Source organism: Paenibacillus sp. FSL R5-0490 (assembly GCF_001956215.1).
Taxonomy (GTDB): domain Bacteria; phylum Bacillota; class Bacilli; order Bacillales; family Cytobacillaceae; genus Cytobacillus.
In genome coordinates this window covers 30015-44671 of record NZ_MRTQ01000007.1, presented here as the reverse complement: position 1 = coordinate 44671, position 14657 = coordinate 30015, and the positions used below count along the sequence as shown (strand labels likewise).

At 43.8% G+C, this 14657-nt stretch carries 14 protein-coding genes and 1 pseudogene; 7 read left to right on the top strand and 8 right to left on the bottom strand.

Translation table 11 applies throughout. The features are described from left to right. Window positions 1-9: 9 nt before the first annotated feature. Window positions 10-1524 (bottom strand): glycine betaine uptake BCCT transporter, encoded by a 1515-nt coding sequence (locus BK139_RS07135; RefSeq protein WP_076257665.1) that lies wholly within the window; start codon window positions 1522-1524, stop codon window positions 10-12. 140 nt (window positions 1525-1664) lie between these two features. Between BK139_RS07135 and BK139_RS07130 the strand changes: the two genes are divergently transcribed. From BK139_RS07130 to BK139_RS07115, 4 genes and pseudogenes are all read left to right on the top strand, one after another. After that, the gene (locus BK139_RS07130; RefSeq protein ID WP_076257664.1) at window positions 1665-2147 is read left to right on the top strand and encodes a DinB family protein; all 483 of its coding nucleotides are present in this window, start codon (window positions 1665-1667) and stop codon (window positions 2145-2147) included. Further along, window positions 2128-2927: pseudogene (locus tag BK139_RS07125) on the top strand (GNAT family N-acetyltransferase). The gene BK139_RS07130 and the pseudogene BK139_RS07125 overlap by 20 nt, the downstream one beginning before the upstream one ends. Before the next feature lie 135 nt (window positions 2928-3062). Then, on the top strand, window positions 3063-3614 hold the full coding sequence (locus BK139_RS07120; RefSeq protein ID WP_076257663.1) for a cupredoxin domain-containing protein: 552 nt from the start codon (window positions 3063-3065) through the stop codon (window positions 3612-3614). Next, a complete protein-coding gene (locus BK139_RS07115; RefSeq protein WP_076257662.1) occupies window positions 3607-5073 on the top strand; it encodes a cbb3-type cytochrome c oxidase subunit I in 1467 nt (488 codons plus the stop codon). Before BK139_RS07120 ends, BK139_RS07115 begins: the two co-directional genes overlap by 8 nt. A 161-nt stretch (window positions 5074-5234) precedes the next feature. Here the strand turns inward: BK139_RS07115 and BK139_RS07110 are convergent, their stop codons facing one another. Next, complete coding sequence (locus BK139_RS07110; protein WP_076257661.1) at window positions 5235-6191, bottom strand: calcium/sodium antiporter; 957 nt, start codon at window positions 6189-6191, stop codon at window positions 5235-5237. Between the two features lie 69 nt (window positions 6192-6260). Continuing rightward, window positions 6261-6989 carry a DUF3784 domain-containing protein gene (locus tag BK139_RS07105; protein WP_076257660.1) on the bottom strand — a complete coding sequence of 243 codons (729 nt, stop codon included), beginning with the start codon at window positions 6987-6989 and terminating at the stop codon, window positions 6261-6263. A gap of 106 nt (window positions 6990-7095) precedes the next feature. On the opposite strand from BK139_RS07105, the gene BK139_RS07100 reads away from it, so the two are divergent. Both BK139_RS07100 and BK139_RS07095 read left to right on the top strand, forming a co-directional pair. Further along, window positions 7096-7320: a hypothetical protein gene (locus tag BK139_RS07100; protein ID WP_048010560.1), complete on the top strand. Its 225-nt coding sequence runs from the start codon at window positions 7096-7098 to the stop codon at window positions 7318-7320. 70 nt (window positions 7321-7390) lie between these two features. Further along, complete coding sequence (locus tag BK139_RS07095; protein WP_076257659.1) at window positions 7391-7999, top strand: exonuclease domain-containing protein; 609 nt, start codon at window positions 7391-7393, stop codon at window positions 7997-7999. A gap of 41 nt (window positions 8000-8040) precedes the next feature. Here BK139_RS07095 and BK139_RS07090 read toward each other — a convergent pair whose 3' ends face one another. From BK139_RS07090 to BK139_RS07080, 3 genes are read right to left on the bottom strand one after another with little or no spacing between them, the layout of a single operon-like run. Continuing rightward, window positions 8041-9294 carry an ATP-binding protein gene (locus BK139_RS07090; RefSeq protein WP_076257658.1) on the bottom strand — a complete coding sequence of 418 codons (1254 nt, stop codon included), beginning with the start codon at window positions 9292-9294 and terminating at the stop codon, window positions 8041-8043. Between the two features lie 39 nt (window positions 9295-9333). Continuing rightward, window positions 9334-9531 carry a YwbE family protein gene (locus tag BK139_RS07085; protein ID WP_048010563.1) on the bottom strand — a complete coding sequence of 66 codons (198 nt, stop codon included), beginning with the start codon at window positions 9529-9531 and terminating at the stop codon, window positions 9334-9336. Next, window positions 9531-9719, bottom strand: coding sequence for a hypothetical protein (locus BK139_RS07080; RefSeq protein ID WP_076257657.1), 189 nt, complete (start codon window positions 9717-9719; stop codon window positions 9531-9533). Before BK139_RS07080 ends, BK139_RS07085 begins: the two co-directional genes overlap by 1 nt. Before the next feature lie 218 nt (window positions 9720-9937). Between BK139_RS07080 and BK139_RS07075 the strand changes: the two genes are divergently transcribed. Beyond that, window positions 9938-11764 (top strand): M6 family metalloprotease domain-containing protein, encoded by a 1827-nt coding sequence (locus BK139_RS07075; RefSeq protein WP_076257656.1) that lies wholly within the window; start codon window positions 9938-9940, stop codon window positions 11762-11764. Between the two features lie 42 nt (window positions 11765-11806). Here the strand turns inward: BK139_RS07075 and BK139_RS07070 are convergent, their stop codons facing one another. Together BK139_RS07070 and BK139_RS07065 are read right to left on the bottom strand one after the other, a co-directional pair. Continuing rightward, complete coding sequence (locus BK139_RS07070; protein ID WP_076257655.1) at window positions 11807-12727, bottom strand: ketopantoate reductase family protein; 921 nt, start codon at window positions 12725-12727, stop codon at window positions 11807-11809. 203 nt (window positions 12728-12930) lie between these two features. After that, a complete protein-coding gene (locus tag BK139_RS07065; RefSeq protein ID WP_076257654.1) occupies window positions 12931-14382 on the bottom strand; it encodes a carbon starvation CstA family protein in 1452 nt (483 codons plus the stop codon). Between the last annotated feature and the right edge of the window lie 275 nt (window positions 14383-14657).

Here is a 14657-nt window from a genome sequence, read left to right as displayed (position 1 = left end):
TTTTTGCATCTACACTTTCTTCTTCGGAATCTTCCCAATCCCAAGCTCCTTGGCTTCTTTCTGGAGAGCCTTGATCAGACTGAAGGTCATTAAAGCCATAATAACGGAAAAGGGAAGAGCTGCTGCAATCATTGTATTCTGCAGAGCCTGCAGTCCGCCGGAATAAAGCAGGACCAAAGAAATGGCAGCAAGCAATATTCCCCACACTAGTTTTATCTTGTTGCCGGGATGGTGCGAACCATTTGTCGTCATCATTCCTAATACATAGGTGCCGGAGTCGGCCGAAGTAATAAAGAACGTGCAAATGAGCAAAATGGCGATGATTGACAGGACTGTACCCATCGGAAGGTTAGAGAATACGCCAAAGAGTGCTTCTTCAGTAGCCAATTCCGAGATTTTCGCTGTGCCCTGGTGCTCCTGCATAATGGCGGTTCCCCCGAATGCGGCAAACCAAATAAATCCAATTAGAGACGGAATAAGCAGGACCCCAAAGACAAATTCCCGGATGGTTCTTCCTTTGGAAACACGGGCAATGAATATGCCAACGAACGGCGCCCAGGCAATCCACCAGGCCCAGTAAAAAATTGTCCAGCCATTGATCCACTCCCTGACCTCCGGATTCAGAGGAGCAATCCTGAGGCTCATGCCCGGCAAATATTGAAGGTAGCTTCCAAGCGTATTGGTGAACAGGTTCAATATAAATAAAGAAGGTCCAAGAAAGAAGGTCAAGAGAAACAAAACTGCTGCCAAAAACATATTGGCATTGCTCAAAATCTTGATGCCCTTTCCAAGACCGGACAGGGCCGAGAGAATAAACAGGACTGTAACAATCGCGACAATCACAAACTGTACGGTGAAATTTACAGGAAGGCCGTATAGATATGACAATCCTCCGTTAATCTGCACTGCTCCAAACCCAAGTGTTGTTGCCACACCGATAACGGTCGCTACCACTGAAAGAATATCAATGACTTTTCCTGTAACCCCCTGTGTACGGTCTCCCAATATGGGCTTTAACGTGGCACTGATCAGGCCAGGTTCCCCATGACGGAAATTAAAATAAGCCAGCACAAGTGCGACAATTCCATAGATGGCCCAGGCATGTATGCCCCAATGGAAGTACGTATATCTCATCGCATTCTTAATCGCCTCGTCCGTCCCCACTGAACCTCCGGTTGGAGACCCTACTGCATAGTGATAAATCGGTTCTGCTGAACCCCAGAAAACCAGCCCGATTCCCATCCCCGCGCTGAACAGCATCGCAAACCAGGTAGGACGGGTAAATTCCGGTTTATCATCCTGCTTCCCAAGCTTGATTCTTCCTAAAGGGCTGATTAAAAAATATAAACAAACTATGACAATAAACGAAACAAGGATCAAATAATACCAGCCGAATTTATCGGTGATAAAGGCCTGTACATTTGCTGTCACACTCTCCAGTGAATCCGGGACAAAAACACCGAATAAAACAAGCAATAATAAAATGGCGGCCGATATATAGAAAACCATTAAGTTTTTCTTCACATGCAATCCCCTTTCTTCTCATGCTGCTTCCTTTAGGATTAAATATATGGCAAGTAATTATGCGGCTGAAAAATAAATTTGCAGGAAATTCCCATATGCTGACGAAATTCAAAGGTATCCGGACAAGGAGGTAAGTGAAATTGCTGACATTATTCCGATATAACTGGCAAGTGCGTGATGAGTGGTTTGAATGGTGCCGTCAGCTCTCAGCCGAAGAGCTGAATGCCAACCGGACTGGAGGAGTTGGAGGCATTCTGGAAACCCTCTTTCATATCGCAGATGTAGAATACAGCTGGATTTGTGTGATACAGGGCAAGGAAGTGAAGGATCCTCTGTTTTCCGACTATGCCCAATTGGATAAAGTAATGGCACTTTCTGAAGAATACCGCAGGGGGTTAGAACACTTTTTTCAGGAGGAATGGCCAATTCCATACAATGAGTTTGTTACACCGCCATGGATGGAGAAGCAGTATAAAAAGGGAGATATCCTGAACCATGTCATTGCCCATGAAATCCATCATATTGGACAGCTGTCAGTCTGGGCAAGGGACCTGAATCTCCCGCCTGTATCAGCCAATTTGATCGGAAGGAGATTAATTAAATATGATCAGACAACTTACTGAACAAGATCATGAAATGTGTTTCAGTCTTTTAAAACAGCAGCCGGCTGAGAATCTGTTCATTATTGGAGATATTGAAGCATACGGCTATGAACAGGAATTTCAAAAAGTATGGGGGGACTTTGGGGAAGATGGCAAATTAAAGGCAGTTTTATTGAAATATGAAGAAAATTTCATCCCATATACAGCAGGAGACTTTAACGCCAAGGGATTTGCGGAGATAATGCTTGAGGACCCGAAGTTTGGAATGATGTCCGGCCTAAAAGCTGTAACGGCGGAAATTGAACCTTATGTATCACACCGCATAAAAAGAAAGCGGGAAACCTATTATGCAAAATGTACAAAGTTAAATGCAGAAGGTGTTGAAGTATCAGCAGTGTGCCAGGCTGTTCCTGATGATGCAGAACAGCTTGTTGAGCTTCTGAACAGCATTCCGGAATTCAGCGATTCCGCCATTACTGTTGAACGAAAGCGCAGGGGGCTAAAGGATGGCTCATCGCGTTCCTTTTTTATCAAAGAGGATGGGATGATGGTCAGCACTGCTTCAACGACAGCTGAAAATTCCCTTTCAGCCATGGTTGTAGGTGTAGCAACAAAAAGTGAATTCAAGAAGATGGGGTTTGCCACTCAGTGCATGGTCAAGCTCTGCCGCCAGCTCCTTTCGGAAAATAAAGAGCTGTGCCTGTTTTATGATACCCGGCAGCAGGCGCTATCTATAAACGTATCGGTTTTGAAGATACAGGTTTTTGGATGATGTACACGATTGATAAGAAAATGTCCTGAAAATCCAGGGCATTTTTTTTGTGAGGAAATTTTTTTAAAAAAATCGTTAAATAGGACATATATCACCGAATTAATTTTTAAGCTTCCATAAAATAGGGTTTGGGGATTGTTGAATATTTTTTGGGAGGGGTAGAAATGTATCAGCTTATCGCCATGTATGCGACTGTTTTCTTTGTTTTTCTGCTGGCGCTTGCTTTTGCGTTTGTTTACGGTGAATCCAGGCGCAGCGGTGAATATAGTGCCATTCAGGAAAAAGGATATAAAATCAGGAAATTCTATTTTCTCGGACTTATTGCCATTATGGCTTTTGCTACTGTTATGACGCTTGGCAGGCTGCCGTATGACCGCAATCAGGCCGAAGCGGAAGGTTTTAGTGAAACGAAGATAGTGAAGGTAACCGGAATCCAATACGCGTGGGAGATGAGTGAGGAAAGGTTTAAGGTTGGGGATAAAGTTCAATTTGATGTGACAGCCTCGGATGTTACCCATGGTTTCGGCTTATACAATGAAAAAATGGAGCTCGTCGCACAGACTCAGGCCATGCCTGAATATACAAATACCGTTTACTATACCTTTGAAGAGCCTGGAACTTATCAGATTCTATGTCTTGAATACTGTTCAACCGGCCATCATGTGATGGTCAAAGAAATTGTCGTCGAACCGGAAGGGGGAGCATCTGATGAATGAAGCGATTCACCCTTTAGCTAGGAAAGCAGTGATTTGGCATCTGGCAGTGACGGCACTTGTTTTAATTCTTATGATGATCTTTGGGGTTATTATGCTGATGAATCAGGGGGAAATGATCAGCATTACACCGCAATGGTTTTATAAAATCATGACTGCACACGGTACAGGTATGGTTGGCATCGCGGCATTGGGCGGAACGGCCATTCTATGGTACTTCCTGTCTAAATACGTAAAGCTTAACCCAGCCATTCTCATTGTAAACTTCGTCCTTTTTTTAACCGGAGTCATGATGGTCCTCATCGCTATTTTTGTCTTTGACTTTTCAGATGGATGGACGTTCTTATATCCGCTTCCTGCCCAGTCAGCCAAAATGTACGGGGCAGCAGGGGCAGTATTCTTCTTATCAGGCATGCTGATTCTCGGCATTGGCTTTTTGCTTCTGTACATGTACCTGGCTGCAAGGCTGACAGCAGTTTATGGGGGCCTCGGAAAGGCGCTCGGATGGGATATTATTTTCAGAGGGAAGAAAGGATACGGGCCGCCTGCTGCTGTCGTGGCGACGGCCATGGTTATCATCACTAACTCGACTGCACTGCTGGCAGGTGCCACGGTGCTGGCCGCATCATTGGTGAATATTATCAATCCGGCCATTACGATAGACCCGCTGCTTGCCAAGCATCTTACCTATGCGTTTGGCCATATCTTTGCAAACTGCACCATCTATATGGCTGTTATTGCAGTCTATGAGGTCCTTTCAGAATATACAAAACGGCCGTGGAAAGCTAACAAAGTCTTCTTAATTGCTTGGAACTGCTCCACACTTTTTACCTTAATGATTTATACGCACCATCTGCTGATGGACTTTGCGGTGCCAAAATGGATGCTCATCATCGGGCAGGTGTTTTCCTATGCTAACGGCTTGCCCGTTATGGTCGTTACGGCCTACGGTGCGCTTATGATTGTCTACCGCTCGCGGATGAAGTGGGACTTTGCCTCAAGCCTGTTTTTTCTTTCCATGTTCGGATGGGTGGCCGGAGCCATTCCGGCCATCATTGATGCCACCATTGTTGTCAATCATGTGATGCATAATACGAAATGGGTTCCTGGACATTTCCATACATATATGGGAATGGGGGTAGTCGCTATGATTATCGGATTTATGTATTATTTCAATAAAACCGAAGGCAATCAGCAGCACAGGGGAATCGACACATTCACCATCGCGCTCTATTTTGCGTTTTTTACAGGTCTGGTGGGCTCTTTCCTTTATGCCGGCGGGATCAGTGCACCAAGAAGATGGGCAGAGCACCTGCCGCAATGGGTGCTGTCCGACCAGGTTGGCGCCGTCAGCGGAATCTTTATCGTTCTGGCTGCGATCATCTTCACCGCAAGATTTTTTGCCGGGTTAAGAAATGTTGGCACGAAAGTTCCATACAACAAAAACTCAGCTGCTGGCTGATAATTAAAGACTCTGGAGAATTTTCCTCCGGGGTTTTTTTGTGGTATGGGCATTCATCTCTTTATGTCTGCCGGCAGCGGCAAAGGTGGAGAAGCAGCAGTATTTTTCAGAAACAACATCCGCTTAAAAAAAGCGCAGACCCAAAAGGACCGGCACTGTAATTAATTCCGCGTTATGATATAGATCAAATACATAATGTAAGAGGCTGCAAGAAAACCCCCTTCATATTTTCCAATGGCATAATGGCTTCTTGAAAAAATAAGGAGCACGAATGTAATTAAAATTAAGATTGTAATATCGATGAACATTTTAGGGTCTACAGGAAGTGGAGATATAGAAGCCGATGCCCCAAGGACGAAAAGGATGTTAAAGATATTGCTTCCTACGATATTTCCTAAAGCAATTTCACTCTCTTTTTTTATGGCTGCGGCGACAGATGTCACCAGCTCCGGCAGAGAAGTTCCGATGGCAACAATCGTTAAGCCGACCAATGTTTCACTCATCCCCAATGAAAAGGCAATTTCTGTACTGCTTTTAACAACCAGGTCACCGCCAAAAATAATGGCAGCCAATCCGGCAATCGTCAAAAGACTTTGCTTTGTCCATTGGGCAGCACTTGCTTTGACACGAGCAGACTCTGTGCTTCTTCGGCTCTCCCGGGCCACTTCAAATAAGTAGTACATGAATACAGCAAATATGAGCAGCAGCACAAGACCATCACTGCGTGAAACCACATTGCTGCTGATAGAGTCAAGATATGCATCACTTATAAAAATCATAAGTGCGGCTGTTGCAAGCAATGTGAAGGGAATCTCCTTGCGGATGGTTGCACTTTCGACTTTTAAAGGGAAAATCATGGCGGTTACACCGACCACCAGCGTGATATTAAAGATATTGCTGCCGACAACATTTCCTATAGCAACATCGGCATTTCCATCCAGCGCAGCCAGAATGCTGACAGTGGCTTCAGGTGAACTCGTTCCAAATGCAACGATTGTCAGCCCGACCAGCAGCGGGGAAATCTTTAGGAACCCCGCAATTTTTGAAGCGCCATCCACAAAAAAGTTTGCCCCTGCAATCAATAAAAAAAATCCAATAATTAAAAGTAAATATGACACCTTAACGAGTCACCTCCTGTTTTTACTATGATTACCCAATTATGGATTCAAACAAAAGCCGTTGCGGCTTCATTTGATATCCGCTTCTTCTTTCATAACTTTGTACCAGCTTTCAGTTTCTGCGGAAACTTTGCTGTTCACAAAGATTTGATCTTCTTTAAGTTCAATGTACAGGATCGGCGTATGGCCTTTCTGTATGAATAATAAGCTGCTGCCATAGCCAGTCACTTTAAAATGCCCCTGTGAAAGGGTGGGGAGGCCGATTCCATTCTGCTTCCAGGTAACCTCAGGCATCTCCTCCAATAATTGATCAGACTGAATATCCCGATAATCCCATTCGTCTCCGTACATCCCGGAGATTTCAAATGAATCCTTTGCTAATGCCATTTCATAGCCTTTATGGCTGGAGAGAGTCAGGTAAATGAGGGGGACAAGCGTCACAATAAAAAGAATGAGAGCGATGATATAACTTCGTTTTCTTTTGGCCGGCACTTCATATCTGGATAAATAAATGAATCCCCCAAGCAAAACCACCAGCATAAAACCGAATTGCACTTCCACAGCAAATCTGAATCCTGTAAACGTCAATGGCAGAAGCACCAGCATTCCGACAGCGGTGCCAATGAGCAGGCTGCCGGTTTTTTGCGGATAACCGCTGTTAATTAATTGTTCTTGTTCAATCTCCGGCCGCGAGGCGAATCCGGAAATGAGCCAGTAAGCTTTTTTGAATCGTACAGCCCACCCCAGAATCAGGAAGAGCAGAATCACAGAAATCTGTGTAATGACAAGTCCAATCATGGCAAAAACCTCCTTGTTATTCTTTACGGATAAAGCGGCCGTTTTGTTTCGGTTTTGGTATAATAATAAGACAGCTTTTTAGTTTCAAATAAGAGGAGGCACACCCTTGAAAAACAAAAACATTTTATTCTATATATTAGTAGCGCTCTTGATCACTACCGTTGTCAGCATTGTCATGGGCTACCACAACTTCGGCTTTGGGGTAGGCTTTCTGTTCGCATTTCTGTCTCTTTCAACAGGATATTTCTATTCCATGAAAAACCGTGAATACATGCATCAGAATTATCATGCGGATTATGTGGACCGCTTGAAAAACGATAAAAAGATCTAGGAGCGGTTCCGCTGGCAATAAGCACTCCTCTATTATATGCTTAATTTATAATCAATAGAGGAGGCAGGCTATGATAAACCAGGAAAAGATGGGATTGCTGCTGGATGTGGAGACAACGGGGCTAGGACCAAATTCCGATGAAATCATCGAACTGGCATTAAAGCTATTTTCATACCGTGCCGACACAGGGGAGATTCTTGATATAAAGGATAAATCCTCCTTCCTTCGGGAACCCATCAGCAAATCGGCCAAAAACAATTACAGCCGTGCATTCAGAGTCCATGGGATTCCTTATGAAGCTGTCATCGGAAAAAGCTTTGATGATATCAAAATAAAAAAATACTTCTTTCACGCTGATTCGGTTTTCGCTCATAATGCATCCTTTGACCGCAGCTTTTTATACCGGATGTATCCTGAAGATATTAACGAATTAAAATGGTACTGCACCATGAGAAGTGTTCCTTGGAAAGAATACGGCTTTACAGACAGCAGGCTGCTGACGCTTATTCAATCCCACCGGATCGCAGACAGCCAGACACACCGCGCCATGGATGATATTACATACCTCTTAGAACTGCTGAGAAAAACAAATCCGGCCGGTGACTACTATATGCGTGATGTTCTTGCAAAAGGCCCAATGAGAAAATACCAGCCAGCAGCCCAGGGCCGGCTTGGCTAAAAGTCTATACAGAAAAAGAGTGCACTTGGGCACTCTTTTTCTTATTCATTTTTCAGCAAAGGCAGTATGATGTTCACTGTCGTCCCCTTGCCGATTTCGCTATCATATTCTATCGTTCCCTGCATTTCACGGATGATTTTGTTCGTAACCATGCTCCCCAGGCCTGTACCCTTTGTTTTCGTTGTGTAGAAAGGCAAACCGATATTTTCCAACTGCTCGGAGGTCATGCCCCGTCCATTATCCGTAATTGTCAATTTAACGGTATTATGAAAATAATCAGCAGAAGTAATGATAGAGATTTTTCCTTTTTCCTGAACCGATTCAATTCCATTCTTGATTATATTCATGAGGGCCTGTTTTAGGTGGTCTTCATCACCCCTCACATAAAATGGCCCTTTATTTCCGTACTCAATCACTACATTTGAATAAGAGGCAAGCGGCCTCATGAGCAGGACGCAATCCTGAATCACCTCATGAAGGGGGACATTAGCCAGTTGGAACTGTTCGGGCTTTGAAACTTTAAGATAGTTGGTAATGATGCTGTTTGTGCGATCCAGTTCTTCAATTATGAGAGGGGAGAACTTTTTAAAGTTCTCATCCGCCGTATCATGGCTCAAATATTGAATGAAGCCCCTCACAGTGGATAAAGGGTTTCTAATTTCATGGGCAATCGAAGCTGCCAGCTGGCCGACCATTGTAAGCTTATCCATATATACCATTTCACTGATCTGTTTATTCGTTCTGAAAAGACTCTCGATTATAAAAACAAGAGCAATAAATGTCAGATAAAACGCCGCGAAATAGGTCAGATAAAAAAAGGTGTCCAGAAACATGACGGCTGTCGCAAGAATGGCTATATATAAGTAAAAATAAAAAAAGAGAATAAATGAACCTGTTATCAACCGGTGTTTAGAATTAAGGAACACTCTTCTTAAGGAAAATGTAATCACAAAAGACAATATAGAAACCAAAATTCCAATATAAATAAACTGGCCGCCTATTACATAGCGGGCAATGACGGTACTCAGCATCACAATGGATCCCGGCAGCCACCCCACATACAGTGTCACAATCATGATCGCGACCATGCGCAAATCAAAATGGGTTTCCCCCAGTGTTTCAATGGGGTAAAACATACACAGAAGTGCCCCGAATGAGCCAAGCAGGCCGTAAATCAATTTTTGCTTAAAGGTAAGGGGGGCCTTTGTCTGATAGGGAAAAAGCAAATTTCCGTTAAACGTAAATGAAAATAGTATCGTTATATTTACCAGTAAAGGTTTAATCAGTGTAACCAATAGTCTCCTCCGTGAGTTATCAAATTAAAAGGCCGCTCCTTATGGGCGCAGGATTTGTTTTACCCGGCCAACCTGTCCGTCTTCAAGCCTTACTTTAATGCCATGCGGATGGGAAGGGGACTTCGTTAAAATGTCTTTCACGATTCCTTCTGTCAGCGCACCTGTCCGCTGATCTTTTTTAAGAACGATCTTCACCTTTAATCCTGGCGCTATGGCAGCGCGATTCTGACCTTCCATTACACACCTGTCCGTTTCCGCTGATTATTGGTCTTCTTAGTCTGCTGGCTTTTCAGCGCTTTCGTGGATTTGACGGGGGCATTATTGAACGTTCCGCCTGACTGACCCTGCTTTTTATTCATAAGCTGCTGTTTCATTGCTTCTTTAAGGCTGATTTTTTTTGGTGAATTATCTTCTATATGAGTCATGTTATAGTCTCCTTTATTTACATATCCCTCTATTATAAATCATTAACCTGTTAAAGGAAATTTCTCAGAGAAATAATCTTTTCACCTGTAACTTTTCTGAAAAATAAGTCTTTAGTATCACGAAATTCTATAGGAAACCATGCTTTCCTCCTATTTAGAAAATACTGAATATTTTATAATATTTAGAATACAGAAATAGATTATAGGGAGTGAGTATATTGTTAAAAGTTCTATCAACTTCAGCTTTAACCCTTGCTCTGGCAGGAAGTGCCGTTTTTGCAGGAGCAGGGCCTGCAGATACTCAGGCTAAGCAGGAAAGCAAGTATCAAATCAATCTTGCACATCATGTCGGTGCGTCACCGGAACTTACTGCAAAAGCGAAGGAGCTGGGAATCGATCTGTCAAAGGCGGATCCGGCTGAGAAAGCAGCCAAGGCGGGAGCAAAATTCCAGCAGCCTGGCGACAATCATGTTGCATATAAGGAGGCGAAAGGGGATATTCCAGTTCTGGTTCTTCTGGCAAAGTATCCGGAAGGTGATGAGCCGGTTGGAGATATGCCTGGACAAGTTCCGGCTAAATATTATGAGGATTTAATCTTTGGGACAGAATATAATCCTTATGAGCTTCCTCAATTCCAGAAATATGATGGACCTGATGTTCCAAAGGACCGCACGATGCAAAACGCTTATAAAGAATCCAGCTATGGAAAAACGAACCTTGTCCGCAAGGAAAATACAGAGTTTGTCTGGGTGGAGATGCCAAAAGGTGCTTCCTACTATCTGGATCAGGAAGGTAAATATGCTGAAGACGGTAAATATGTAAATGGGAATGTGAATGGTGATGCCCATACAGGCGAATTCATTCGTGACTTGCTGAAAGCAGCAGACGATCAGGTTGATTTCTCAAAATATGCCGAGAATGGGGAAGTGCCTAACATTTTCGTCATTCATGAAGGAACAGGGGCTGAATTCAGCCGTGATCCGGCACAATTCTGGTCTCATAAGTGGAATATTCTGAGCGCCCTTTACTATGGCAAATACTATGAAACTGGCCAGCCGGCACCAGTAACAGAAGGAATGCCTGAAGAAGCATGGATTGACAAAACAGTTAAAGAAGATATGACCTATGATGGCGTACTCGTAAACAATTACAACATCCAGCCGGGAATCGGCGGAAACGTTGCCGGATTTGATACTGCCACAAACACTTATAAAGAAGAAGCAAAAACAGGTCCATTCCCGGCACAAACTGGGGTCTATGCCCATGAATTTGGACATGCATTGGGATTACCTGACTTTTATGATACGGTTTATAGCTCTGAAGGGGTAGGAAACTATTCTATGATGGCAGGCGGATCATGGCTGCGCTATCCGAATAAACCTGAATATGGCGGAAACTCTCCGGCACATTTTGATCCGTTCTCTAAGATTTTCTTAGGATGGGTAAATCCGGTTGAAGTGAAACCGGAAGATGGCGTGCAGGAAATCACATTGCCTGCAATCAATAAAGCAGATGCTGACAACGGCATTGTCAAAATGGAAGTGCCAGGCTCAAACGGCACTGAATACTTCCTATTTGAAAACGTTCAGCAGGATGGCTTTAATAAAGGATTTATCCGCCAGGGTGAAGACGCTAAAGGCTTAGTGGCGTGGCATGTAGATGAGAACATCATCAACCTGTACCAGACAGCCGGCTTCCGTCCAAACAATGTGGAAAACTGGATGAACAAACGCTTCCAGTACAACCAATCGGAAACAGCTAGTGACGGAACAGTCGTAACGCACTACGGCTTATCTGTTCTACAGGCTGATGGCAAGTATGACTTAGAGAAAAATCTAAACCGCGGGGATGCAGGCGATTTCTTCAAATCAGGAAGCAAAATCACACCTGTATCAGAAAATGTACACACAGGCTCTTACTATTTCTGGAAGGGCAACAGCTCAACCCCGGCTGACTCCGGAATCCATGTAACAGACATTAAAGAAAATGCGGATGGATCTATCACAGCGAAATTCTTCTATAATTCGAACAGCAGTACAAAATAATAGAATAAAAATCCGAGCAGAATGGCCTGCTCGGATTTTTATTTAAAGACTATTTTTCTCATATACTTTCAAATTAGCATATATGGCACCGATAACAGGTGCACTCAGATCCAGTATGTCAGCTTTCTCCAGCAAATAGCCAAAGAAGTGATCAGCTTCAATTGCCTGCCCTTTTTCCATATCTCGCTGCAGGGAGGATTTCATTTCATAACCCATTTCACGTATTTTGCTCACCTGGGTTTCTTCAATCCCTTCAGCCAGTGGAGCACCCAGCCCTCTCATTATGGCAGATGCCTCTTTTAGAACCTCTTTAACCGAATCCATCCCGAATGCCTGCTCACGAATCGGTCCGATTGGTGAGCGGAACAGGGAGGTGACACCGGAAAGCGTGGAGATAAACAGGTACTTATGCCACATCTCCTGTTCTATATTTTCAGAGAGACGGAGGTTTGCTTTTGTTCCTGAAAAAGCTTCATGAAGCTTCAGAATCCGTTCCGTTTTTTCGCCGGAACGCTCCCCGAAAACCAAGTCATGGACAGGGCTGGTATGAACCACTTTCCCATTTTCACCAAGAGTGGTTTCAATAAAGCAAAGTCCCCCGAGAACATTCTCTTCTCGAAAAGCAGCTGTCAGCTGATCCATATGGGCAATTCCATTTAAGAGAGGAAGAATCATAGTATTACTGTCTGTGTATGGACGGATATCCCTGATGGCTCCCGCAAGATGATAAGCTTTGGTAGAGAGCAGGATGACGTCGAATGAATCTGCCTCTTCTCCAGCCTGAATCGTTTTCGGCCCAGGAAACGCCATCTCCCCATGAACACTTTCCACGCGCAGCCCATATTTCTCAAGCTGCTGCTTTCTTTTCTCCCTTACCAAAAATGTAACATCCATGCCTTTTTCCAAAAGCCTTCCGCCAAAATAGCCTCCAATGGCTCCGGCTCCGACTATTAATATTCTCATACTATAGTGCCTCCTTTGGTTAAATGGAAAAGTGCACGCATGCACGTGCACTTTTTGCTAAATAAAATAGAAGAATATCCCGAATATGGATATCACGCCAAAAAGTAATTTAACAGAAAGAGAGAGAGAAGCTTCACCTTTCGCATTTATTCTCTTCTCTTCCTCATTTACTGCTTCCCGGTATTTGGGATTACAGCAGCCCATTAAGCAGATCTTTTCCAGCCGGAAATATCCTCTTCAAGCGGCAGATTATTCGCCCGCGCTTTTTTAGCAGCAGAGAAGAACAGGGCTACAAGAACAACTGTGCCGATTGCACCGCCAATCCAGGCAGTATTCCAGGATAAACCGAATCCGATAGGTGCATTTAAGATATACGTTAAGACCATCAGCAGCATGAAAGTACCCGGAATAAGTGAAATCCAGTAATTTTTCTTTGCGATATACAAGTACATGGCACCGACAAACAGTGCGATAACTGCTGTTGATTGGTTAGCCCAGCTGAAGTATCTCCATAGAATGTTAAAGTCGATTTGCGTAAGTGCCAGTGAAACTGCGAACAAAGGAATAGCGATCCACAAACGGCTTGAGAATTTCTTCTGAGCAAAATTAATATAATCAGCAATAATCATTCGTGCACTTCGGAAAGCGGTATCTCCAGAAGTGATTGGAAGGACAACGACTCCAAGAATAGCAAGTGTTCCGCCGATTGCACCAAGCATCATTGTGGAAGCTTCACTGACGACTGCTCCCGGACCGCCGTTTGCAAGGAAATCACTTAATCCGTTATAGCCATCAAACAAGCTCATTGCAGCAGCTGCCCAGATCATCGCGATAATTCCTTCTGCAATCATCATGCCATAGAAAATTTTGCGTCCCTGGTTCTCATTCTGAGTTGTACGGGAGATAATCGGAGTCTGTGTCGCATGGAAGCCGGAAAGAGCACCGCAAGTGATCGTGAAGAACAGCAATGGGAAAATAGGTGCGTTAGCCGGATGGAAATTCTGCAGAGAAATTTCCGGAATATCAGCTCCGGTTGCAACTAAACCGATACCAACGCCAAGTGCACTGATTAAAAGCAATGCTCCAAAGTATGGGTATAAGCGGCCAATAATTTTATCAACAGGCAGTAAAGTCGCCAAAATGTAATAAATGAAAATTGCAGCAATGATGAGGGTTACAGATACCTTCTGATCCATCACCACATAAAGCAGATCAGCCGGAGTCGTAACAAACACCGTACCAACCAATAACAGAAGCAGAACAGCGAAAGCGTTAACAACATGCTTCATGACTTTCCCGAGGAACTTGCTCGCAAGCTCAGGCAAATGAGCGCCGCGGTTGCGGATGGAAATCATTCCTGTTAAATAGTCATGAACAGCACCGGCAAAAATACAGCCGACCACAATCCAGATAAAAGCAACAGGCCCGTAAAGAGCTCCCATGATCGGACCGAAAATCGGTCCGGTGCCAGCAATATTCAACAGCTGGATTAACGAGTTCTTAGGTGTGCTCATAGCGATGTAATCCACACCGTCAGCATGTGTATAGGCAGGTGTTGTACGTGCCTCCTTCACACCGAAGACTTTTTCAACAAACTTGCCGTACGTAAAATAACCTACAATTAAAAGTGCAATACAGGCTAAAAAAGTAATCATATTTATCCCCCTTTATGAATGCGTTTACATTAATTATATAAAAGAAGGAGAAAATTTGAACAATTTGTGTCCAAGATGTAAAAAATGAAGATTAAAAGGCAATGAAGGGAGATTAAGATGCATGGAAAAACGGAAGTTCGTTTGAAAATTCACTATATTATGATTGGAAAGAGGGTGGGGTACATATTTTAGATCAAGTGCAATTAACCTCGAGGTCAGTACAACCCTAATTCAAAGTGCACTCGCATCCCCAAGCAGCAAACTCCACCCCCAAA